Source organism: Enterobacter sp. 725m/11, assembly GCF_011683705.1.
Taxonomy (GTDB): domain Bacteria; phylum Pseudomonadota; class Gammaproteobacteria; order Enterobacterales; family Enterobacteriaceae; genus Enterobacter; species Enterobacter bugandensis.
In genome coordinates this window covers 96,557-117,019 of sequence record NZ_JAAQOK010000004.1, presented here as the reverse complement: position 1 = coordinate 117,019, position 20,463 = coordinate 96,557, and the positions used below count along the sequence as shown (strand labels likewise).

The 20,463-nt window shown below is 57.7% G+C and carries 22 protein-coding genes; 15 read left to right on the top strand and 7 right to left on the bottom strand.

All coding sequences use genetic code 11. The annotated features are described in order from the left end of the window. The first annotated feature begins 26 nt into the window (after positions 1-26). Entirely contained in the window at positions 27-1,280 is a 1,254-nt protein-coding gene (glyA, locus tag HBA26_RS02945; RefSeq protein ID WP_025757663.1) for a serine hydroxymethyltransferase, read from the top strand. Between the two features lie 54 nt (positions 1,281-1,334). Here glyA and HBA26_RS02940 read toward each other — a convergent pair whose 3' ends face one another. Beyond that, the gene (locus HBA26_RS02940) at positions 1,335-1,757 is read right to left on the bottom strand and encodes a DoxX family protein (protein ID WP_028014082.1); all 423 of its coding nucleotides are present in this window, start codon (positions 1,755-1,757) and stop codon (positions 1,335-1,337) included. A gap of 172 nt (positions 1,758-1,929) precedes the next feature. On the opposite strand from HBA26_RS02940, the gene HBA26_RS02935 reads away from it, so the two are divergent. Next, positions 1,930-3,069 (top strand): 3-phenylpropionate MFS transporter, encoded by a 1,140-nt coding sequence (locus HBA26_RS02935; RefSeq protein ID WP_048960048.1) that lies wholly within the window; start codon positions 1,930-1,932, stop codon positions 3,067-3,069. Here HBA26_RS02935 and csiE read toward each other — a convergent pair whose 3' ends face one another. Beyond that, a complete protein-coding gene (csiE, locus tag HBA26_RS02930) occupies positions 3,070-4,347 on the bottom strand; it encodes a stationary phase inducible protein CsiE (protein ID WP_049001532.1) in 1,278 nt (425 codons plus the stop codon). Between the two features lie 125 nt (positions 4,348-4,472). On the opposite strand from csiE, the gene HBA26_RS02925 reads away from it, so the two are divergent. Together HBA26_RS02925 and HBA26_RS02920 are read left to right on the top strand one after the other, a co-directional pair. Next, positions 4,473-5,111 (top strand): DUF1007 family protein, encoded by a 639-nt coding sequence (locus HBA26_RS02925; protein WP_045260176.1) that lies wholly within the window; start codon positions 4,473-4,475, stop codon positions 5,109-5,111. Then, the gene (locus HBA26_RS02920) at positions 5,102-6,094 is read left to right on the top strand and encodes a nickel/cobalt transporter (RefSeq protein ID WP_126345890.1); all 993 of its coding nucleotides are present in this window, start codon (positions 5,102-5,104) and stop codon (positions 6,092-6,094) included. Before HBA26_RS02925 ends, HBA26_RS02920 begins: the two co-directional genes overlap by 10 nt. A 5-nt stretch (positions 6,095-6,099) precedes the next feature. On the opposite strand, the gene suhB is transcribed toward HBA26_RS02920, so the two are convergent. Further along, a complete protein-coding gene (gene suhB, locus HBA26_RS02915) occupies positions 6,100-6,903 on the bottom strand; it encodes an inositol-1-monophosphatase (protein ID WP_028014077.1) in 804 nt (267 codons plus the stop codon). Positions 6,904-7,035: 132 nt separating this feature from the next. Between suhB and trmJ the strand changes: the two genes are divergently transcribed. The 11 genes from trmJ (at position 7,036) to sseB (ending at position 15,765) form a co-directional block, all read left to right on the top strand. Then, positions 7,036-7,761, top strand: coding sequence for a tRNA (cytosine(32)/uridine(32)-2'-O)-methyltransferase TrmJ (gene trmJ / locus HBA26_RS02910; RefSeq protein WP_028014076.1), 726 nt, complete (start codon positions 7,036-7,038; stop codon positions 7,759-7,761). Positions 7,762-7,977: 216 nt separating this feature from the next. Next, positions 7,978-8,469 carry a Fe-S cluster assembly transcriptional regulator IscR gene (gene iscR / locus HBA26_RS02905; RefSeq protein WP_008502158.1) on the top strand — a complete coding sequence of 164 codons (492 nt, stop codon included), beginning with the start codon at positions 7,978-7,980 and terminating at the stop codon, positions 8,467-8,469. A gap of 117 nt (positions 8,470-8,586) precedes the next feature. Continuing rightward, entirely contained in the window at positions 8,587-9,801 is a 1,215-nt protein-coding gene (gene iscS / locus HBA26_RS02900; protein ID WP_003860663.1) for a cysteine desulfurase, read from the top strand. A 24-nt stretch (positions 9,802-9,825) separates the two neighbouring features. Then, positions 9,826-10,212 (top strand): Fe-S cluster assembly scaffold IscU, encoded by a 387-nt coding sequence (iscU, locus tag HBA26_RS02895; RefSeq protein ID WP_003860661.1) that lies wholly within the window; start codon positions 9,826-9,828, stop codon positions 10,210-10,212. Positions 10,213-10,225: 13 nt separating this feature from the next. Continuing rightward, positions 10,226-10,549, top strand: coding sequence for an iron-sulfur cluster assembly protein IscA (iscA, locus tag HBA26_RS02890; protein ID WP_003860659.1), 324 nt, complete (start codon positions 10,226-10,228; stop codon positions 10,547-10,549). A gap of 76 nt (positions 10,550-10,625) precedes the next feature. Beyond that, entirely contained in the window at positions 10,626-11,141 is a 516-nt protein-coding gene (gene hscB / locus HBA26_RS02885; RefSeq protein ID WP_045260178.1) for a co-chaperone HscB, read from the top strand. Positions 11,142-11,155: 14 nt separating this feature from the next. Beyond that, positions 11,156-13,006, top strand: coding sequence for a Fe-S protein assembly chaperone HscA (hscA, locus tag HBA26_RS02880; RefSeq protein WP_045260179.1), 1,851 nt, complete (start codon positions 11,156-11,158; stop codon positions 13,004-13,006). 1 nt (position 13,007) lies between these two features. Beyond that, positions 13,008-13,343, top strand: a complete 336-nt coding sequence (gene fdx, locus HBA26_RS02875; RefSeq protein WP_003860652.1) for an ISC system 2Fe-2S type ferredoxin — start codon at positions 13,008-13,010, stop codon at positions 13,341-13,343. A gap of 1 nt (position 13,344) precedes the next feature. Further along, complete coding sequence (gene iscX, locus HBA26_RS02870; RefSeq protein WP_003860650.1) at positions 13,345-13,545, top strand: Fe-S cluster assembly protein IscX; 201 nt, start codon at positions 13,345-13,347, stop codon at positions 13,543-13,545. Positions 13,546-13,605: 60 nt separating this feature from the next. Continuing rightward, a complete protein-coding gene (gene pepB, locus HBA26_RS02865; RefSeq protein ID WP_088204541.1) occupies positions 13,606-14,892 on the top strand; it encodes an aminopeptidase PepB in 1,287 nt (428 codons plus the stop codon). 96 nt (positions 14,893-14,988) lie between these two features. After that, complete coding sequence (sseB, locus tag HBA26_RS02860) at positions 14,989-15,765, top strand: enhanced serine sensitivity protein SseB (protein WP_126345891.1); 777 nt, start codon at positions 14,989-14,991, stop codon at positions 15,763-15,765. Positions 15,766-15,782: 17 nt separating this feature from the next. Here the strand turns inward: sseB and HBA26_RS02855 are convergent, their stop codons facing one another. The 4 genes from HBA26_RS02855 to HBA26_RS02840 all read right to left on the bottom strand — a co-directional run bounded on the left by HBA26_RS02855 (position 15,783) and on the right by HBA26_RS02840 (position 20,412). After that, positions 15,783-16,553: a MurR/RpiR family transcriptional regulator gene (locus HBA26_RS02855; RefSeq protein ID WP_063943559.1), complete on the bottom strand. Its 771-nt coding sequence runs from the start codon at positions 16,551-16,553 to the stop codon at positions 15,783-15,785. Further along, positions 16,553-17,398 carry a 3-mercaptopyruvate sulfurtransferase gene (gene sseA / locus HBA26_RS02850; RefSeq protein WP_126345893.1) on the bottom strand — a complete coding sequence of 282 codons (846 nt, stop codon included), beginning with the start codon at positions 17,396-17,398 and terminating at the stop codon, positions 16,553-16,555. Before sseA ends, HBA26_RS02855 begins: the two co-directional genes overlap by 1 nt. Before the next feature lie 89 nt (positions 17,399-17,487). Beyond that, positions 17,488-18,855: a 6-phospho-alpha-glucosidase gene (locus HBA26_RS02845; RefSeq protein ID WP_063450519.1), complete on the bottom strand. Its 1,368-nt coding sequence runs from the start codon at positions 18,853-18,855 to the stop codon at positions 17,488-17,490. A 12-nt stretch (positions 18,856-18,867) separates the two neighbouring features. Continuing rightward, the gene (locus HBA26_RS02840) at positions 18,868-20,412 is read right to left on the bottom strand and encodes a PTS transporter subunit EIIC (protein WP_126345895.1); all 1,545 of its coding nucleotides are present in this window, start codon (positions 20,410-20,412) and stop codon (positions 18,868-18,870) included. Positions 20,413-20,463: the final 51 nt, after the last annotated feature.

Here is a 20,463-nt window from a genome sequence, read left to right as displayed (position 1 = left end):
CTTGTTAGCTGAGTCAGGAGATGCGGATGTTAAAGCGTGAAATGAACATTGCCGATTATGATGCCGAACTGTGGCAGGCTATGGAGCAGGAAAAAGTACGTCAGGAAGAGCACATCGAACTGATCGCCTCCGAAAACTACACCAGCCCGCGCGTAATGCAGGCGCAGGGCTCTCAGCTGACCAACAAATACGCTGAAGGTTACCCGGGCAAGCGCTACTACGGCGGTTGCGAGTACGTTGATATCGTTGAGCAGCTGGCTATCGACCGTGCGAAAGCACTCTTCGGCGCTGACTACGCGAACGTTCAGCCGCACTCCGGCTCTCAGGCTAACTTCGCTGTTTACACCGCGCTGCTGCAGCCGGGCGATACCGTTCTGGGTATGAACCTGGCGCAGGGCGGCCACCTGACTCACGGCTCCCCGGTTAACTTCTCCGGCAAACTGTACAACATCATTCCTTACGGTATTGATGAGTCCGGTAAAATTGACTACGAAGATATGGCTAAGCAGGCCAAAGAGCACAAGCCGAAGATGATCATCGGTGGCTTCTCTGCTTACTCCGGTATCGTTGACTGGGCAAAAATGCGTGAAATCGCAGACAGCATCGGCGCGTACCTGTTCGTTGACATGGCGCACGTTGCGGGCCTTATTGCCGCAGGCGTTTACCCGAACCCGGTTCCTCACGCTCACGTTGTGACCACCACTACTCACAAAACCCTGGCGGGTCCACGCGGTGGCCTGATCCTGGCGAAAGGCGGTGACGAAGAGCTGTACAAAAAACTGAACTCTGCTGTGTTCCCAAGCGCGCAGGGTGGCCCGCTGATGCACGTTATCGCCGCAAAAGCGGTCGCGCTGAAAGAAGCGATGGAGCCAGAGTTCAAGGTGTATCAGCAGCAGGTTGCTAAGAACGCCAAAGCGATGGTGGAAGTGTTCCTGAACCGTGGCTACAAAGTGGTATCCGGCGGGACTGAAAACCACCTGTTCCTGCTGGACCTGGTTGATAAGAACCTGACCGGTAAAGAAGCTGACGCTGCCCTGGGCCGCGCCAACATCACCGTGAACAAAAACAGCGTGCCAAACGATCCGAAGAGCCCGTTCGTGACCTCCGGTATCCGTATCGGTTCTCCGGCCGTGACGCGTCGCGGCTTTAAAGAAGCGGAAGTGAAAGAGCTGGCTGGCTGGATGTGTGACGTTCTGGACAACATCAATGACGAAGCGGTTATCGAGCGCGTCAAAGGTAAAGTTCTGGATATCTGCGCACGCTTCCCGGTATACGCATAATTCCTCTGCTTTGCAGAAATAAAAAAGGCCGCGCTTGCGGCCTTTTTTTATGGCTTAACGCCGGTCCAGGGAAATGGCCCCCGGTCCCACAATCGCCAGCAAAATAAACGCGCCAGCAATACTGACGTTCTTGTAGAAATTAATCATATTCGGCACAACCGCATCTCCGGTCATATCCCAGTAGTGGTGACCGATAATCGCCGTGCCCAGCGTATAGAAGACAAAGAGCACTGCGAGGGGGCGGGTGAAAAAGCCGAGCACGATCAGGATAGCGGCGGGAACCTCCATTACGACGGCGATAATGGCCGCCAGCATCGGCATGGGGGCGCCGAGCGACGTCATATACTGAACGGTGCCGCTAAACCCCGTCAGCTTGGGATAGCCAAAAATAATAAACAGGACAACGATGGCAATACGGGCAATCAATAGCAGGAAGGAGCGTGAGGAGCCGAAATCGAAATAACGTAAGCTGTTCATGGCAAACGACCTCTTCAGGCGATGTCTTTTAAACGTAATACAATTTTGCCGCTCACGCCATACGCCGACCGGCTGTCCAGGACGTTAATTTATCGTTAATTTATAGCGCGCTAACGACTTGCTAAAGTGCAGGATAAACGCCAGACTATCGCCTCCATTTCGGGAGGGATTCATGGTCTTGCATTCCACGCGCTGGCTGGCGCTCAGCTACTTCACCTACTTCTTTAGCTACGGTATTTTTCTGCCTTTCTGGAGCGTCTGGCTCAAGGGAATTGGTTTGACGCCAGAAACCATTGGCATCCTGCTGGGCGCGGGGCTGGTGGCGCGTTTCCTCGGAAGCCTGCTGATTGCCCCCCGCGTCAGCGATCCCTCCTTACTGATTAAAGCGGTGCGCATTCTGGCCCTGCTGACGTTGGTCTTCGCGGCCTGCTTCTGGGTCAGCCATCAGTTTGCCTGGCTGATGGTGGTGATGGTTGGCTTTAATCTGTTCTTCTCCCCGCTGGTACCCCTGACGGATGCGCTGGCGAACACCTGGCAAAAGCAGATCACCATGGACTATGGTCGCGTGCGCCTCTGGGGATCGATTGCCTTCGTGATCGGCTCTGCGCTGGTGGGGAAACTGGTCAGCCTTTACGACTATCGCGCGATTCTGGCGCTGCTGAGTATCGGTATTGCCTCGATGCTGCTGGGCATGCTGCTGCGCCCGTCGGTGATGCCGCAAGGGGAGAGTCGCCATCAGGAGAGCGCCGGCTGGCCCGCCTGGCGGAGCCTGGTGGCCCAGAGCTGGCGTTTTCTGGCGTGCGTCTGTCTGCTTCAGGGGGCGCATGCGGCGTACTATGGCTTCAGCGCCATCTACTGGCAGGGGGCGGGCTACTCGGCCTCTGCTGTTGGTTACCTGTGGTCGCTGGGGGTGGTGGCAGAAGTCATTATTTTCGCCCTGAGCAAAAAGCTGTTCCGCCGCTTCGGCGCGCGCGATCTGCTGCTGCTTTCCGCGGTCTGCGGCGTGGCGCGCTGGGGGATTATGGGCTGGACGACCGAACTGCCGTGGCTGATTGTGGCGCAGATCCTTCACTGCGGCACCTTCACCGTGTGCCACCTGGCGGCGATGCGCTATATCGCGGCGCGCGAGGGCGGGGACGTGATCCGTCTGCAGGCGGTCTACTCTGCGGTGGCGATGGGCGGCAGCATTGCGGTGATGACGGTCTTTGCGGGCTTTCTGTATCAGCATCTGGGACACGGCGTGTTCTGGGTCATGGCGCTGGTGGCGCTCCCGGCGATGTTTGTTCGACCGAAAGTGGCCGCACGGGCGTAGCTACGATTCCAGCATGGCGCGAATATGTTCCTGCTGCTGCGCGTTAAGTGATTCAACCGCGTGGATCAGCGGCGGCGAGAACAGCGGCAGCACGGTAGGATAGGGGGTGATAACCAGCGCGGCTTCGCGCGGTGCCCCCTCTTTCTGGAACGCCTGCAGCGTCAGATAGCGAATGTTGAGCGGCAGCAGGGTTAATTCGCGCAGCTGCTGTTCAATCACCTCCTCACAGGATTTATCCTCCCCGGTCAGCAGCACTACCTGTTTTTCATGCAGATCGGTCTCCTGCATCAGCCAGGCGCCGAAAATAACCGCTACCAGCGCCATCTCTTCATCGGAGAACCGCAGCCCAAATTCGGCTTCCAGCTCAAAGAGTGCCTCTTTCGTGGTGCGTAACAGCCGGGGATAGAGACGGTGAATTTCCTCGGGCAGGCTATTGTCGATACCGATCTCAAACAGCGAGCGGTCCAGCGCCTGAGCCAGATGGATATACAGCTGATCGGTCAGCCCCTGCTCATCGCTGAAGTTCATCCCGGTCTGAGAGCGGAAACGGGCCACCATGCGCACAATGGCGCGGCGCAGGCGCTGATCCTGCTGGTGTTTATCAAGCACCGGATCGGGCGTGCGGAGCATCATAAACAGCAGCGCCAGAAACAGCTGCTCATCCACGTGCGCGCCCTGCGGCACGCGCCGCTTCCAGTGACGAACAATTTCCTGCGCCGTAAAATACTCTCCCCGCGACTGGGTCCAGCTGCGCTGCGCGTGGGAAAACTGCGGCGTATTCCCTAAGTGGTGCTGGATGAGGCAGTATTGCAAGTAGAGCTGTAAGAACTGGACGTCCCGGCATTCAAACTGACGCTGCAGCTTGCGTGAGCAGAAGCCGATCAGCGCCCGCAGGTTAGCATCGTCGTAAAGCGGCCGCGCGATGCCGTGCTGTTTAAGCGCGGTTTTTAAGGCTGGGGTAAACTGGTGCGAGACAAACTGCGGACAAAGGCGGAGCGCCCTGCGCAGCCAGTGCAGCAGACATAAACGCTGATTCAGGGCAGTGCCTTCAATTCGGTAGCTGCCGTCATGGTGCGTGACGATATCCAGCCGGTGATAGCGCTGGATTTCATCGCGCGTCTCGGCTATATCTTGCCGTGCCATGACCTCGTCCACGCCATTGGCAGCGATTATGCTCTGTGCGGTGACGGCAGCATCGGGCAGGTAAAGCATCAAAAGCACCTGGCAGCGGCGCTGCGAACTGGAAAGCACAGATGGAATTTCAAGCGTCGTCATCATCTGTCGGGTATCCAGTGTGAATGTTTGATAAGAATAGCTAAAGGATGGGCGCTGAAAAGCGCGCCGGCAGGCCTTTCACTCAGGATTGCTGGGGAACATCACAGAATTTTTGACGTGAGGAATTGATGCAGACAGTTAAACAAAATGCGATGGCGTTATTTTTGGCGGTTATCACCTTTACCGCCAGCGCACATCCTCACAGTTTTATCAGCCTGAAAACCGAGCTGGTCACCGACGGCACGCAGCTGAGCGGCCTGAAAATGCGCTGGACGATGGATGAAATCACCTCGGCGGATCTGCTTTATGATGCGGGTAACGCGAAGCCCGGCGACGAAATCTGGAAAAAGCTGGCGGCAGAAGTGATGGCCAACGTGCTCGGGCAGCACTACTTCACCGAGTTCTGGCATAACGGACAAAAGGTGAAGTTCCTCAATCGCCCGACAGAATACGGCATGTCCCGCGACGGACATCAGGCGGTGCTGACGTTCGTGCTCCCACTGGCGCACCCGCAGTCGCTGGCAGGACAAACCTATACGTTTTCCACCTTTGACCCAACGTACTACGTCGATATGAGCTACGCCGAGGACAGCGACGTGCAGCTTCCTGCGTCGTTGCAAAAAACCTGCAACATTACGGTTTACACCCCGAAGCCCAGTGAAGAGACGCTGAATTTTGCTGTCTCTCTTGATAAAGAGGATGCCCCACCGGAGGACATGGAACTGGGTAAACAGTTTGCGCAGAAGGTGACGTTACAATGTCAGTGATCTCCTCTCCGGTACGAAAGCCGCGCCGTTGGCTGCACCTCTGGCCGCTGGCGCTTTTTCTACTGCTCGCCGTTTGCGGTTCGCTCTGGCTGTGGCAGGCCTGGCCGCAGGTGATGATGAAAAGCATCATCTGGCAGCGTGAGGTCAACCAGCAGATGAGCGGGCTGCTGAAGGCGGTGGCGGAGAACCCGACCAAAGCGGGCGGTTCCCTGCTGGCGTTCAGCTTTATCTATGGCGTGCTGCACGCGCTGGGGCCGGGGCACGGCAAAATCGTCATCACCACCTGGCTTGCCACCCATCCGTCGAAGCTGAAATCAAGCATTGGCCTGACGCTGGCCTCTTCGCTGCTTCAGGGGGGCGTGGCGATTGCGCTGGTGGTGATTGTGCTTTCGCTATTACAGCTTCCCGCGCGCCAGCTGCACCTGAGCAGCTTCTGGCTGGAGAAGGGCAGCTATGCGCTGGTCGGCGTGCTGGGGCTGATCCTCTGCTGGCGGGCGCTGAAAAAGCTGCGCGCGCTGCTGCAAAAGCCCAAATTCAAAACCTTTACGCCGCACCACGTTCATGATGAACACTGCGGCTGCGGGCATCAGCATCTGCCGACGCAGGAACAATTACAGAGCGGTGACGACTGGCGCGCGCGGCTGATGATAGTTCTCACTATGGGGATGCGCCCGTGCTCGGGGGCAATCATGGTGCTGCTGTTCAGTAAAGTGATTGGCGTGTTCGGCTGGGGCATGCTCTCGGCGCTGGCGATGGCGGCAGGAACCTCTCTCACCATTTCGTCTTTGGCGTTGCTGGTTCACAGCTTCCGTCAGCTTGCGGTAAAACTCAGCGGCAATAAAACGCCGGTACTGTGGCGGCAGGTAGGATTGACAACGCTCGCGCTGGCGGGGGGAGTGATTCTGCTGGTGGCGGCGGTAACGATGTGGATGAGCGCGGCGCCGTTTAGCACCCTCTCCCCTTTGGGGAGAGGGCTGAGATGAGGAGATTAACGCTTCAGCGCATCGCTCAGCTCGTCACGCATGTTGGCCAGCATGGCTTTAACAACGCGTGGGTTACCCGCAACGATGTTGCCGGTGGTCATGTAGTTGTGGCCGCCGGTGAAGTCGCAAACAATCGCGCCTGCTTCACGTGCGATCAGCTCGCCCGCAGCGAAGTCCCACGGCTTCAGTGACAGTTCGAAGTAACCGTCAACGCGGCCGGTTGCCACGTAGGCCAGATCCAGTGCAGCAGAGCCGGTGCGACGGAAGTCCGCGCATTCGGTGAACAGCTTGCCCAGGATATTCATATAGGTAGTTGCGTGCTGCTTCGCCTTGAACGGGAAGCCGGTCGCCAGGATGGTGCCGTCCAGATCGCGTGCATTGCTGCAGCGCAGACGGTAGCCGTTCAGCTGCGCGCCCTGACCGCGGGTCGCGGTGAACAGTTCGTTACGCATTGGATCGTAAACAACGGCGACTTCAGTACGGCCTTTAATGCGTACTGCGATTGACACAGAGAAGTGTGGCAGGCGTTTAACGAAGTTGGTGGTGCCATCCAGTGGATCGATAACCCATTGAACATCCTGATCGGTACCTTCATGTTCACCGCTTTCTTCGGTGATGATGGTGTGCTGCGGGTAAGATTTGCGGATCGTTTCGATAATAATCGCTTCTGCGGCTTTATCGACGTTAGTCACGAAATCATTGCTGCCTTTCTGGCTGGTTTCTACGGAGTCTGGCGTTTCGTAGTGTTTGGCAATTACATTACCCGCCTTGCGCGCTGCGCGCACGGCGATGGTCAGCATCGGATGCATCGGTCTCTCTCACTGGATGTTAAAGAACAGGAAAATCGGCGCAGAGTATAGCAGCGGGATCGGATTATGTCTCCCGTTTATGATAATATGCCCGAATATTCTTCAGACACTGAACCCAGACATCTAAAAATTATGCTGCAAAACATTCGAATCGTGCTGGTCGAAACATCGCACACCGGCAACATGGGCTCTGTGGCCCGCGCTATGAAAACCATGGGCTTAACGAACCTGTGGCTGGTTAATCCGCTGGTGAAACCCGACTCCCAGGCTATCGCCCTGGCGGCCGGGGCCAGCGACGTGATCGGTAATGCGCAGATCGTTGATACCCTCGACGAAGCGCTGGCCGGCTGCAGCCTCGTTGTCGGCACCAGCGCGCGCTCACGCACGCTGCCGTGGCCGATGCTGGATCCGCGCGAATGCGGCCTGAAAAGCGTCTCGGAAGCAGAGCAGGCGCCGGTTGCGCTGGTGTTTGGCCGCGAGCGCGTTGGCCTGACCAACGACGAACTGCAGAAGTGCCACTACCACGTGGCGATTGCCGCCAACCCGGAATACAGCTCGCTGAACCTGGCAATGGCGGTGCAGGTTATCGCTTACGAGGTGCGTATGGCGTGGCTGGCGACGCAGGAGAAGCAGGCAGAACCGAAAGAAGAGACGGCCTACCCGCTGGTGGACGACCTTGAGCGTTTCTACGGTCACCTGGAGCAGACGCTGCTCGCTACCGGCTTCATCCGTGAAGGCCACCCTGGCCAGGTAATGAACAAGCTGCGCCGCATGTTTACCCGCGCGCGTCCGGAAAGCCAGGAGCTGAACATCCTGCGCGGAATTCTGGCGTCGATTGAACAGAAGAATAAAGAGTAGTGCCGATTTCCCCCTCTCCCCGTGGGAGAGGGTTGGGGTGAGGGCATCAGGCCGCACCTATATTATGAAGGCACAGAAGGTTAAATACCTGACTAAAACAGTCAAGTAAATAGTTGACCATTTTAGTCAGGAATGTCAGACTTGGCCCTGCTATGCAATACCCCCATTTTACAATAAAAAACCCCGGGCAGGGGCGAGTTTGAGGTTAAGTAAGACATGAGACTGACATCTAAAGGGCGTTATGCCGTGACCGCGATGCTGGACGTTGCGCTCAACTCCGAAGCGGGCCCGGTTCCGTTGGCTGATATTTCTGAACGACAAGGGATCTCCCTCTCTTACCTGGAACAGCTGTTCTCCAGACTGCGTAAAAATGGACTGGTGTCCAGCGTTCGTGGCCCGGGTGGCGGTTATCTGCTGGGTAAAGACGCGGGCAGTATTGCGGTTGGTGAAGTGATTAGCGCGGTGGATGAATCCGTTGACGCAACCCGTTGCCAGGGTAAAGGCGGCTGCCAGGGCGGCGATAAGTGCCTGACCCACGCGCTGTGGCGCGATCTGAGCGACCGTCTGACCGGCTTCCTGAACAACATCACCCTCGGTGAACTGGTCAATAACCAGGAAGTTCTGGACGTATCAGGCCGTCAGCACAGTCATGATTCACAACGCAGCACCCGCGCGCAGGACGCTATCGACGTCAAATTACGCGCGTAATAAAACGATAAGTATTTCAGAATCAGGCCGGGGTGGTCACACCCCGCGTACTCGGTCGTACATCCAGCCGGTTGCCTGATTCCTTGCATTGAAGCGATGTACGGAGTTTATAGAGCAATGAAATTACCGATTTATCTCGACTACTCCGCAACCACGCCGGTGGACCCGCGTGTTGCCGAGAAAATGATGCAGTGTCTGACCCTGGACGGAAACTTTGGTAACCCAGCTTCCCGTTCACACCGTTTTGGCTGGCATGCTGAAGAGGCGGTGGATATCGCCCGTAATCAGATTGCTGACCTGGTGGGTGCCGACCCGCGTGAGATTGTTTTCACCTCCGGTGCGACCGAATCCGACAACCTGGCGATCAAAGGTGCAGCCAACTTTTATCAGAAAAAAGGCAAGCACATCATCACCAGCAAAACCGAACACAAAGCCGTGCTGGACACCTGCCGCCAGCTGGAGCGTGAAGGGTTCGAAGTGACCTATCTGGCGCCGCAGAGCAACGGTATTATTGACCTGAAAGAGCTCGAAGCGGCGATGCGTGACGACACCATCCTGGTCTCCATCATGCACGTTAACAACGAAATCGGCGTCGTTCAGGACATCGCCACCATCGGCGAAATGTGCCGCGCGCGCGGTATCATCTACCACGTGGATGCGACCCAGAGCGTGGGCAAACTGCCTATCGACCTGAGCCAGCTGAAAGTAGACCTGATGTCCTTCTCCGGCCACAAAATCTATGGCCCGAAAGGGATTGGCGCGCTGTACGTTCGTCGTAAGCCACGTATCCGCATCGAAGCACAAATGCACGGCGGCGGTCACGAGCGCGGCATGCGTTCCGGTACGCTGCCTGTTCACCAGATCGTGGGCATGGGCGAAGCGTACCGCATTGCGAAAGAAGAGATGGAAACCGAGATGGCGCGCCTGCGCACGCTGCGTAACCGTCTGTGGGACGGCGTGAAAGATATGGAAGAAGTGTATCTGAACGGCGATCTCGAGCAGGGCGCGCCGAACATCCTCAACGTCAGCTTCAACTATGTTGAAGGCGAATCGCTGATCATGGCGCTGAAAGACCTGGCCGTTTCTTCCGGTTCTGCCTGTACGTCTGCAAGCCTGGAGCCATCCTACGTGCTGCGCGCGCTGGGTATGACTGACGAGCTGGCACACAGCTCTATCCGTTTCTCTTTAGGTCGTTTCACTACCGAAGAAGAGATTGACTACACCATCAAGCTGGTTCGTAACTCCATTGGCCGTCTGCGCGACCTTTCTCCACTGTGGGAAATGTTCAAGCAGGGCGTGGATCTGAACAGCATTGAATGGTCACATCACTAATCGGTATATAAGGAGAATTCAATCATGGCATACAGCGAAAAAGTTATCGATCATTACGAGAACCCGCGCAACGTTGGCTCTTTTGACAACAGCGATGAATCTGTCGGTAGCGGCATGGTTGGTGCGCCGGCGTGTGGCGACGTAATGAAGTTGCAGATTAAAGTCAACAATGAAGGTATCATTGAAGACGCGCGCTTCAAGACCTACGGCTGCGGTTCTGCAATTGCGTCCAGCTCCCTGGTCACCGAGTGGGTGAAGGGCAAGTCTCTGGACGAAGCACAGGCAATTAAGAACACGGATATTGCTGAAGAACTCGAACTGCCGCCGGTGAAAATTCACTGTTCAATTCTGGCAGAAGACGCGATCAAAGCCGCCATTGCGGATTACAAAAGCAAACGTGAAGCAAAATAATTGAGGTTTGAGTATGTCGATTACCCTTAGCGACAGCGCTGCCGCGCGAGTAAGCTCTTTTCTGGCGAACCGTGGTAAAGGCTTTGGCCTGCGACTGGGCGTACGTACCTCCGGCTGTTCTGGTATGGCTTACGTACTGGAGTTTGTTGACGAGCCGGCGTCTGATGACACCGTGTTTGAAGACAAGGGCGTGAAGGTGGTGGTCGATGGCAAAAGCCTGCAATTTCTCAACGGCACTCAGCTGGACTTCGTAAAAGAAGGCCTGAACGAAGGGTTCAAATTCACGAACCCGAACGTCAAAGACGAGTGTGGTTGCGGCGAAAGCTTCCACGTTTAACCGCGCGTCATCCGAAACCCCACCGTGGCTTTGCTGCGCGTGGGGTTTGTTCTAACAGGCTACCCCTGAGATTGTTATGGATTACTTCACTCTCTTCGGACTACCCGCTCAATACCCGATCGATCTTCAGGCACTGACGGTCCGTTTTCAGGATCTGCAGCGTCAGTATCATCCGGATAAATTCGCCAGCGGGACGCAGGCAGAGCAGCTGGCTGCGGTATCGCACTCCGCGACCATCAACCAGGCCTGGCAGACGCTGCGCCATCCGCTGGCGCGTGCAGAATATCTGCTCTCGCTCCACGGCTTTGATCTGGCGAGCGAACAGCACACCGTGCGCGACACCGCGTTTCTGATGGAACAGCTGGAGCTGCGCGAAGAGCTGGATGAGATTGAACAGGCCAAAGACGAAGCGCGTCTGGAACGTTTTATCACGCGCGTGAAGGGCATGTTCGATACCCGCCATCAGCAGATGGTGGAGCAACTGAACAACGAGACCTGGGACGTGGCGGCAGACACTGTGCGCAAACTCCGTTTTCTCGATAAACTGCGAAGCAGCGCTGAACAACTCGAAGAAAAGCTGCTCGATTTTTAATTTCGGAAGCAATTATGGCCTTATTACAAATTAGTGAGCCTGGCTTAAGCGCCGCACCGCACCAGCGTCGTCTGGCGGTCGGTATTGACCTGGGCACCACCAATTCCCTCGTGGCGACCGTGCGCAGCGGCCAGGCGGAAACGCTGGCCGACGAGCAGGGCCGCCATCTGCTGCCTTCCGTGGTCCACTACCAGCAGCAGGGTCACGCGGTCGGCTATGACGCACGCGCCAACGCCGCGCGCGATCCGGCCAACACCATCAGCTCCGTAAAGCGCATGATGGGCCGCTCGCTGGCTGATATCCAGACCCGCTACCCGCACCTGCCGTATCAGCTGCAGGCCAGTGAAAACGGTCTGCCGATGATTGCCACGGCGGCCGGTTTGCTGAACCCAATTCGCGTGTCTGCTGACATCCTCAAAGCGCTGGCGGCGCGCGCGACGGCGACGCTCGGCGGCGATCTGGACGGCGTAGTGATCACCGTTCCGGCCTATTTTGACGACGCACAGCGTCAGGGCACCAAAGACGCCGCGCGTCTGGCGGGCCTGCACGTGCTGCGCCTGCTGAACGAACCGACGGCGGCGGCGATTGCCTACGGCCTCGACTCCGGTCAGGAAGGGGTAATTGCGGTCTACGATCTGGGCGGCGGCACCTTTGATATTTCTATCCTGCGCCTGAGCCGCGGGGTGTTTGAAGTGCTGGCGACCGGCGGGGATTCCGCGCTCGGCGGCGATGATTTCGACCATCTGCTGGCGGACTACATCCGCGATCAGGCGGGCATCAGCGATCGCAGCGATGCGCGCGTTCAGCGCGAACTGCTGGATGCGGCCATCGACGCCAAAATTGCGCTGAGCGATGCGCAGTCGGTCAGCGTTAATGTCGCAGGCTGGCAGGGTGAAATCACCCGCGACCAGTTCAGCGAGCTGATTGCGCCTCTGGTTAAACGCACCCTGCTGGCCTGCCGTCGCGCATTGAAGGATGCGGGCGTGGAGGCTGACGAGGTGCTGGAAGTGGTCATGGTGGGCGGCTCAACGCGCGTGCCGCTGGTGCGCGAGCGCGTGGGCGAATTCTTTGGCCGCACGCCGCTGACCTCCATCGACCCGGACAAAGTGGTTGCCGTCGGCGCCGCTATCCAGGCCGATATTCTGGTTGGCAACAAGCCGGACAGCGAAATGCTGCTGCTGGACGTCATCCCGCTGTCTCTCGGTTTAGAAACTATGGGCGGCCTGGTGGAGAAAGTGATCCCGCGTAACACCACCATTCCGGTGGCGCGTGCGCAGGAGTTCACCACCTTCAAAGACGGCCAGACCGCGATGTCCATCCACGTGATGCAGGGCGAGCGCGAACTGGTGCAGGACTGCCGCTCTCTGGCGCGCTTTGCGCTGCGCGGCATCCCGGCGCTGCCAGCTGGCGGGGCGCATATTCGCGTGACCTTCCAGGTAGATGCGGACGGCCTGCTGAGCGTCACGGCGATGGAAAAATCGACCGGCGTGGAGTCGTCCATCCAGGTGAAGCCGTCCTACGGCCTGACCGATGGCGAAATCGCCTCCATGATCCAGGATTCAATGAGCTACGCCGAGCAGGATGTGAAGGCGCGTATGCTGGCTGAACAGAAAGTTGAAGCCGCACGTGTGCTGGAAAGTCTGAACGGGGCGCTCGCTGCCGATGCCGCGCTGTTAAGCGCCGCCGAGCGTCAGGTGATTGACGAGGCTGCCGCGCGCTTACGCGCAGTCGCCGAAGGCAATGACGCTGACGCAATAGAAGAAGCCATTAAAAACGTTGATAAACAAACCCAGGACTTCGCTGCTCGCCGCATGGACAAATCTGTCCGTGTCGCGCTGAAAGGCCAGTCCGTGGACGAGGTTTAATATGCCAAAGATTGTTATTTTGCCTCATGCGGACCTCTGTCCGGATGGCGCTGTTCTGGAAGCGAAGACCGGTGAAACCATTCTCGATGTTGCCCTGCGTGCAGGTATCGAAGTGGAACACGCCTGTGAAAAATCCTGTGCCTGCACCACCTGCCACTGCATCGTGCGTGAAGGTTTTGACTCTCTCGCCGAGAGCACCGAAGACGAAGACGACATGCTGGATAAAGCATGGGGTCTGGAGCCAGACAGCCGCCTGAGCTGCCAGGCCGCGGTGACCGATGAAGATCTGGTCGTGGAATTCCCACGCTACACCATCAACCACGCACGCGAGCATTAATATGGGACTGAAGTGGACAGACAGCCGTGAAATCGGCGAAGCGCTCTACGACGCGAACCCGGATCTCGATCCCAAAACCGTACGATTCACCGACATGCACCAGTGGATCTGCGATTTAGAGGATTTCGACGACGATCCAAACGCATCCAATGAAAAAATTCTGGAGGCGATTCTGTTAGTCTGGTTAGATGAAGCAGAATAAATAACAAAACGGGCTGCCTTCAGGCGGCCCGTTTGCTAGTTGCTAATAAGGAAAAATAAAATGACCGAAGCGATGAAGATTACGCTCTCTACGCAGCCCGCCGACGCGCGCTGGGGCGAGAAAGCCAGCTACAGCATCAACAACGACGGTATCACCCTGCACCTGACGGGCAAAGATGATTTAGGTCTGATCCAGCGCGCCGCGCGTAAAATTGACGGCCTGGGCATTAAGCATGTCTCGCTGGAAGGCGAAGGTTGGGATACTGACCGCAGCTGGGCGTTCTGGGCGGGCTACAAAGGCCCGAAAGGCACCCGCAAAATTGAGTGGGCGAACCTCGACGAAGCCGGTCAAAAAGAGCTGGAAAGCCGCCTGCACATTATCGACTGGGTGCGCGACACCATCAACGCCCCGGCGGAGGAGTTAGGCCCTGAGCAACTGGCGCAGCGTGCGGTTGACCTGCTGTGCGGCGTGGCGGGGGATAACATGTCCTACCGCATCACCAAAGGTGAAGATCTGCGCGAGCAGAACTACATGGGCATTCATACCGTGGGCCGTGGCTCCGAACGTCCTCCGGTCCTGCTGGCGCTGGATTACAACCCAACCGGCGATAAAGAAGCGCCGGTCTTTGCCTGCCTGGTCGGTAAAGGTATCACCTTCGACACCGGCGGCTACAGCCTGAAGCAAAGTGCGTTCATGGATTCCATGAAGTCCGACATGGGCGGCGCGGCAACCATCACCGGCGCGCTGGCATTCGCCATCACCCGCGGTCTGAACAAGCGCGTGAAGCTCTACCTGTGTTGCGCGGACAACATGGTGAGCGGCAACGCCTTCAAGCTGGGCGACATCATTCGCTACCGCAACGGTAAAAATGTCGAAGTGATGAACACCGATGCCGAAGGCCGTCTGGTGCTGGCCGATGGCCTGATCGACGCCTCTGCCCAGAAGCCAGAGCTGATTATCGACATGGCGACCCTGACCGGCGCGGCGAAAACCGCCCTGGGCAACGACTACCACGCGCTGTTCAGCTTTGACGACAAGCTGGCCGCTCGCCTGCTGGCAAGCGCGGCTGCGGAAAACGAACCGTTCTGGCGTCTGCCGCTGGCCGAGTTCCACCGCAGCCAGCTGCCGTCTAACTTTGCCGAGCTGAATAACACCGCGAGCGCGGCGTACCCGGCGGGGGCAAGTACCGCAGCAGGCTTCCTGTCGCACTTCGTTGAGAACTATCACGAGGGCTGGCTGCACATCGACTGCTCCGCAACCTACCGTAAGGCGGCAGTTGAGCAGTGGTCCGCGGGTGCGACCGGTCTGGGCGTGCGTACCGTGGCGAACCTGCTGACGGCTGAGTGATCTTTTTTGCCCGTCGGCGCTGCGCTTGCACGGGCCTGTGGTTTTGTAGGCCGGGTAAGCAAAGCGCCACCCGGCGTTTATTGAAGTAGCCAAACTATGTCAGATACCAAAAACGAATTAGAAACCCTGCTGGAACAGGCGGCGACCGAGCCCGCCCACCGTCCTGCATTTTTCCGCACGCTACTGGAATCCACCGTCTGGGTACCGGGCACCGCGGCGGAAGGTGAGCAGGTTGTCGAAGACAGCGCGCTGGATCTGCTGCACTGGGAGAAAGATGACGGCACGTCGGTTATCCCGTTCTTCACTTCATTGGAAGCGTTGCAGGAAGCGGTAGAAGATGAACAGGCGTTCGTGGTGATGCCGGTGCGCACGCTGTTCGAAATGACGCTGGGCCAGACGCTGTTCCTTAACGCTACGCTGCCAACCGGGAAAGAGTTTACCCCGCGCGAGATCAGCCACCTGATTGGTGAAGAGGGTAACCCGCTTAGCACCCAGGAGGTGCTGGAAGGGGGCGAAACGCTGCTGCTGTCTGAGGTGGCCGAGCCGCCTGCGCAGATGATCGATTCGCTGACCACGCTGTTCAAAACTCTGAAACCGGTAAGACGCGCGTTCCTCTGCTCTATCAAAGAGAGCGCTGACGAAAAGCCTGTTCTGCTGATTGGGATTGAAGCCGACGGCGATATCGACGACATCATTCAGGCGGCGGGAAGCGTGGCCACCGACACGCTGCCGGGCGATGAGCCGATCGATATCTGTCAGGTGAAAAACGGTGAGAAGGGCATCAGCCATTTTATTACCGAGCACATCACGCCGTTCTACGAGCGTCGCTGGGGCGGCTTCCTGCGCGATCTCAAGACCAACCGCATCATCTGATTACGGCGGGGTGAATGTCACCCCGTTGCCTCCAGCAGCAGTAAATCCATCAGCAGCACCAGATTCGACTCAAACGACGTCACGCCCGCGGCTTCGGCAGCGAAGTGCACCGCCTCGTCATACAGCGCAAAGTGCACGTCCGCCATGCCCGCCAGCGTATTGGCCGAGGCGCGGGTAAAGGCGACGACCGTCATGCCGACGTTTTTGGCAATTCGCGCCTTATCCAGCACCTGTTCCGTTTCGCCGCTTCGCGAAACGGCGATAAATACCTGATAACGCGCGGCGTTGCTGAGAAAAATGTTTCGGCTGTCCCCCGGCCCGGAGATGAACGCCGTTTTGCCCAACACCTGCAGCTTCTTGGTCAGGTATTCGGCAAAGAGATAGGAAAACCCGGCGCCGTAGAGAAAGAAGCTCTCTTTCTGGCGCAGCAGGCTGGCAAACTGCTGGCGTTTGGCCTGGGTGACCCACTGAAAGGTGTGCTGATAGTTAGCGATAAACTGATTAAACAGCGCCGGGAGCTCAGGAAGGGATTGCGCCTGAGCGGCAATATGCGGCGTGTCGGAGAGCAGCTGCTTGCAGTGCCAGATAAACTCGCTAAAGCCGCTAAACCCCAGCTTCTGACACAGCCGCATAATGGTGGCGGTAGAAACAAACGTCGCCTGCGCCAGCTCGCGCACCGTGATGTTGCCCACCAGCAGCGGATGCTCCGTCAGGTGGGCGAGGACGCGATACTCCGCGCGGGTCAGGGACGCCCCGCGCGTTAACAGCGTGGCCAGGCGGTTATCCATTATTTCGCCGGTTCAACTGGCAGATCGTCACGCGCCCCCCATTCGCTCCAGGCGCCATCGTAGAGCGTAACGTCGTTGACGCCGAGGGTGGCAAGCGCCAGGATCACCACGCAGGCCGTCACGCCGGAGCCGCAGCTGGCAATAATCGGGCGATGTAAATCCACGCCCGCGCGGTCAAAAATGGCACGCAGCTCGTCGGTAGTTTTCAGCTCGCCCTCAAACACCAGGTCGCCCCACGGCACGTTCAGCGCACCTGGAATATGGCCTCGTCTCAGCCCCGGACGTGGTTCATCCGCTTCAGCGTTAAAGCGGGGTGCAGGACGCGCATCGACGATTTGCGCCGTCTTTTCGTGGCTGACGACCAGCACGTCGGTCAGACGCTTCACCACGTGTGCGTCAAACGACGCGTCGAAATCACCTTCCGGCAGCGTGACGTCACCCTGCTGGAGCGGCAGATCATCGCGTTTCCAGCCCGCAAGCCCACCCGCCAGAATCGATACTTTTTCCACGCCGAAGTTTTTCAGCATCCACCACGCGCGCGGCGCGGAGAACAGATTGCCTTCATCGTAAACAACCAGATGTTTGTCTTTGCTGATGCCCAGCTCGCGCATTGCCACGGAAAACGCTTCCGGACGCGGCAGCATGTGCGGCAGGGGAGAGGTGTGATCGGAAAGTGCTTCGATATCAAAAAATACCGCGCCTGGCAGATGCCCTGCGCGGTATTCACTGGGAACGTCACGATGTTCCTGGCCCGGAGGGGCCATGCGCGCATCAATAATCTGAACTTCCGGGTCGTCACCGTGCTCAATCAGCCAGTCGGCAGCGACAAAATATGAGGTGGACATGGTTGCCTCCATTCTTTTCCGTAAAAAAGGATTGTCGGTGTTTTTTCTGACACCGACAAGCTAACCACGTTCAACTCGCGAGCAAGCCCCTATTTTTTCACCGCTTCGCCGTCCTGCCAGGCTTTTTGCAGTGCAGGCCAGTAGTCGCGGTTGGCTTCGATCATCTCATCCAGGATCGCTTTCGCGTGTTCCATGGTCGGCACGGTGCGGTTCAGGGTGAATGCCTGCAACGCTTTCTCATAGCTGCCTTCAATGGTTGCCTCAACCAGCAGTTGTTCAGAGGCCAGTTGCTGCTGTAAAAGCGTCTGGTGGAACAGCGGCACCTTACCCACGCGGACGGGCTCTGGTCCTTCGGAGGTAATATAGGCAGGTACTTCCACCACCGCATCATAAGGCAGGTTGGTAATCGCCCCGCGGTTTTCGACCATCACCAGATGACGCTGGCGCAGGTTGAACGCCAGCGAGCAGGCGACATCGACGATAAACTCACCGTGGACACCTACATGGAAAGCATCCGGTAAAATTCCGGTGCGCTGGTACTCTTCGGCGGCGGCGAACAGCTTTTTCTCACGCCCGTTCATCACTTCATTGGCCCGGGTATAGTCGGGGTTCTGATACTCCACAATCTGGTTCGGCATCAGGTAATACTGTAGATACGGGTTCGGCAGGTACTCCGGGAAGTTATCCATTATCGGCTTGATGTTGCGCCAGGTTTTCACCCACGACGGATCCGAGTGCTGCGGGTCGGTTTTTGCGGCATCTTCCGTCAGCAGGCCAAACTTCGCGATATGTTTACGCAGCTCCGGTAATTTGTCCTCGCCGTCCACCAGCACGCGGGTAAACCAGCCGAAGTGGTTGAGACCAAAATAGTCCACCTCCAGCCTGCGACGATCCACGCCCAGAATGGCTCCCATATTACGCATCGCCGCGACCGGCATATCGCAGATATTCAGCACCCGTGCGTTGGGGCGCAGGCGACGCACGCCCTCCGCAACAATCGCCGCCGGGTTGGAGTAGTTCACGATCCACGCTTTCTCATGTGCGTAGCGTTCTACCCGATCGATCAGCTCGACCATCGGCAGGATAGTGCGCAGGCCATACGCCAGCCCTCCTGGGCCGCAGGTTTCCTGGCCGACCACGCCGTGGCGCAGCGGAATTTTTTCATCCTGCTCGCGCATTTTGTACTGTCCGACGCGCATCTGGGCAAAAACAAAGTGCGCGCCGCTGAAGGCCACTTCCGGGTCGCTGGTGACGGTGAATTTGATGCTCTGGCTGTGGTCGCGAATGACCTTCTCCACCACGGGCGCAATGGTCTTCTGACGCGCCTCGTCGATGTCGTACAGGCGGATCTCTGCCAGAGGGAAATCGTCCAGGCGTACCATCAGGCTTTTCACAATACCTGGCGTGTAGGTGCTGCCGCCGCCGGCAATCGACAGAATAAAGGGGGGTGTAAACATTTTTAGCTCCTTTCAGAGAAACGTCTCAACGGCTTCTCGCATTTTTTTGACATGCAGCCCGTAGACCACCTGAACGTTGTTACCTTGTTTGATAATCCCTTTCGCGCCGGTCGCTTTCAGGCGCGGTTCGTCGATGATATCGACGTCCTTCACCGTGACGCGTAACCGGGTGTAGCAGTTATCAACGACTTCAATATTTTCCCGGCCGCCCAGACCCACCACGATGGATTCGCCCAGCCCGTCGTTATTCCCTTTCGCCTGGTATTCCTGCTTGCTGTAGAGGCGCGTCTCCCGATCCTCATCTTCACGGCCCGGCGTTTTCATGTTGAAACGCAGGATCAGGAAGCGGAACACCACGAAGTAGAGGGCAAACATGATCAGCCCCACCACGATGTACATGGGCCAGTTGGACTTCTCCGTACCGAGCGGCAGGTTGTAGAGGATGAAATCGATAATTCCGTTGGCGCCGATAGCGTGGACGCCAAACAGCGAGAACAGCATCATGCCGATGCCGGTCAGCACCGCATGCACCACGAACAGCAGCGGGGCGACAAACAGGAAGGAGAATTCAATCGGCTCGGTTACGCCGACCAGCAGCGAGGTCAGCGCCGCCGGGATCAGAATGGCCTTGGCAATCGCCTTACGCTCTGGCTTCGCGGTCATGTACATCGCCAGTGCGGCGGCGGGCAGGCCAAACATCTTGCTGATGCCGCGCGCATCCCACACCACGGTGCCGCTGAGCTGTTTGACGTCCGGGCAGGCCATCTCGGCGAAGTAGATATTGCGCGCGCCCTGGTAAGCCGTGCCGCACACCTCCTGCGTGCCGCCCAGTTCGGTATACAGGAACGGCGTATAGACCAGATGATGCAGACCCGTCGGTACCAGAATGCGCTCAAGGAAACCGTAGATCGCCACCCCGAACGGACCAGAGCCTTTAATAGCCAGCGCCAGGGCGCTAATCCCATGCTGCGCGTACGGCCAGAGTTCGCTCATGACCACGCCGAGCAGCATAGAGACGGGCAGCATGACAATCGCCACAAAGCAGTGGCCGGAGTAAATCGCCATCGCGCCGTTAAACTGTACGCCGGAATATTTGTTGTACAGATAACCGGAGAGCGCCCCGGTCAGGATCCCGGCGAAAACGCCCATCTCCAGCACCTGGACGCCCAGCACCATGCTTTGTCCGGCGGCTTTCATCTGCTCAGCCGGAGCCAGTTCATCCTGAAGCTGTAGCGTCACGTTCATCGCGTTAATGAATACGATAAAGGTCACCAGCCCAATCAGCGCCGCGTAGCCTTTGTCTCGCGTTGCCAGTCCTATAGGGATCCCGACAGCAAACACCAGCGCCAGGTTGACCAGCACCGATACGGCAGATTTGGCGATCAGCAGCCCGACATTCTGGATCAGCGGATGGCCGAGAAGCGGCAGGTACTCGGCCAGATTGCCGTTACCCAGTACATTCCCAAAGGCGATAAACAGGCCGACGATGGGTAAGATAAGTACAGGTCCATAAAGTGATTTTCCGAAATTTTGTAGGGCGTTCACGGCTCGTTTCATGGCTTTCTCTCTTATTGAACCGCGCACTCGGGGTGCGTCATGGGTATAAAA

Bases quoted from the DNA above. Each gene is read 5' to 3' on its own strand.
- csiE (WP_049001532.1), bottom strand. From the start codon at position 4,347: ATGATGACGACGCTTGAAATTCCATCTGTGCTTTCCAGTTCGCAGCGC.
- glyA (WP_025757663.1), top strand. From the start codon at position 27: ATGTTAAAGCGTGAAATGAACATTGCCGATTATGATGCCGAACTGTGG.
- hscA (WP_045260179.1), top strand. From the start codon at position 11,156: ATGGCCTTATTACAAATTAGTGAGCCTGGCTTAAGCGCCGCACCGCAC.
- pepB (WP_088204541.1), top strand. From the start codon at position 13,606: ATGACCGAAGCGATGAAGATTACGCTCTCTACGCAGCCCGCCGACGCG.
- suhB (WP_028014077.1), bottom strand. From the start codon at position 6,903: ATGCATCCGATGCTGACCATCGCCGTGCGCGCAGCGCGCAAGGCGGGT.
- fdx (WP_003860652.1), top strand. From the start codon at position 13,008: ATGCCAAAGATTGTTATTTTGCCTCATGCGGACCTCTGTCCGGATGGC.
- HBA26_RS02855 (WP_063943559.1), bottom strand. From the start codon at position 16,553: ATGGATAACCGCCTGGCCACGCTGTTAACGCGCGGGGCGTCCCTGACC.
- hscB (WP_045260178.1), top strand. From the start codon at position 10,626: ATGGATTACTTCACTCTCTTCGGACTACCCGCTCAATACCCGATCGAT.
- HBA26_RS02935 (WP_048960048.1), top strand. From the start codon at position 1,930: ATGGTCTTGCATTCCACGCGCTGGCTGGCGCTCAGCTACTTCACCTAC.
- HBA26_RS02925 (WP_045260176.1), top strand. From the start codon at position 4,473: ATGCAGACAGTTAAACAAAATGCGATGGCGTTATTTTTGGCGGTTATC.
- trmJ (WP_028014076.1), top strand. From the start codon at position 7,036: ATGCTGCAAAACATTCGAATCGTGCTGGTCGAAACATCGCACACCGGC.
- iscR (WP_008502158.1), top strand. From the start codon at position 7,978: ATGAGACTGACATCTAAAGGGCGTTATGCCGTGACCGCGATGCTGGAC.
- HBA26_RS02845 (WP_063450519.1), bottom strand. From the start codon at position 18,855: ATGTTTACACCCCCCTTTATTCTGTCGATTGCCGGCGGCGGCAGCACC.
- iscX (WP_003860650.1), top strand. From the start codon at position 13,345: ATGGGACTGAAGTGGACAGACAGCCGTGAAATCGGCGAAGCGCTCTAC.
- HBA26_RS02940 (WP_028014082.1), bottom strand. From the start codon at position 1,757: ATGAACAGCTTACGTTATTTCGATTTCGGCTCCTCACGCTCCTTCCTG.
- iscS (WP_003860663.1), top strand. From the start codon at position 8,587: ATGAAATTACCGATTTATCTCGACTACTCCGCAACCACGCCGGTGGAC.
- sseB (WP_126345891.1), top strand. From the start codon at position 14,989: ATGTCAGATACCAAAAACGAATTAGAAACCCTGCTGGAACAGGCGGCG.
- HBA26_RS02840 (WP_126345895.1), bottom strand. From the start codon at position 20,412: ATGAAACGAGCCGTGAACGCCCTACAAAATTTCGGAAAATCACTTTAT.
- HBA26_RS02920 (WP_126345890.1), top strand. From the start codon at position 5,102: ATGTCAGTGATCTCCTCTCCGGTACGAAAGCCGCGCCGTTGGCTGCAC.
- iscA (WP_003860659.1), top strand. From the start codon at position 10,226: ATGTCGATTACCCTTAGCGACAGCGCTGCCGCGCGAGTAAGCTCTTTT.
- sseA (WP_126345893.1), bottom strand. From the start codon at position 17,398: ATGTCCACCTCATATTTTGTCGCTGCCGACTGGCTGATTGAGCACGGT.
- iscU (WP_003860661.1), top strand. From the start codon at position 9,826: ATGGCATACAGCGAAAAAGTTATCGATCATTACGAGAACCCGCGCAAC.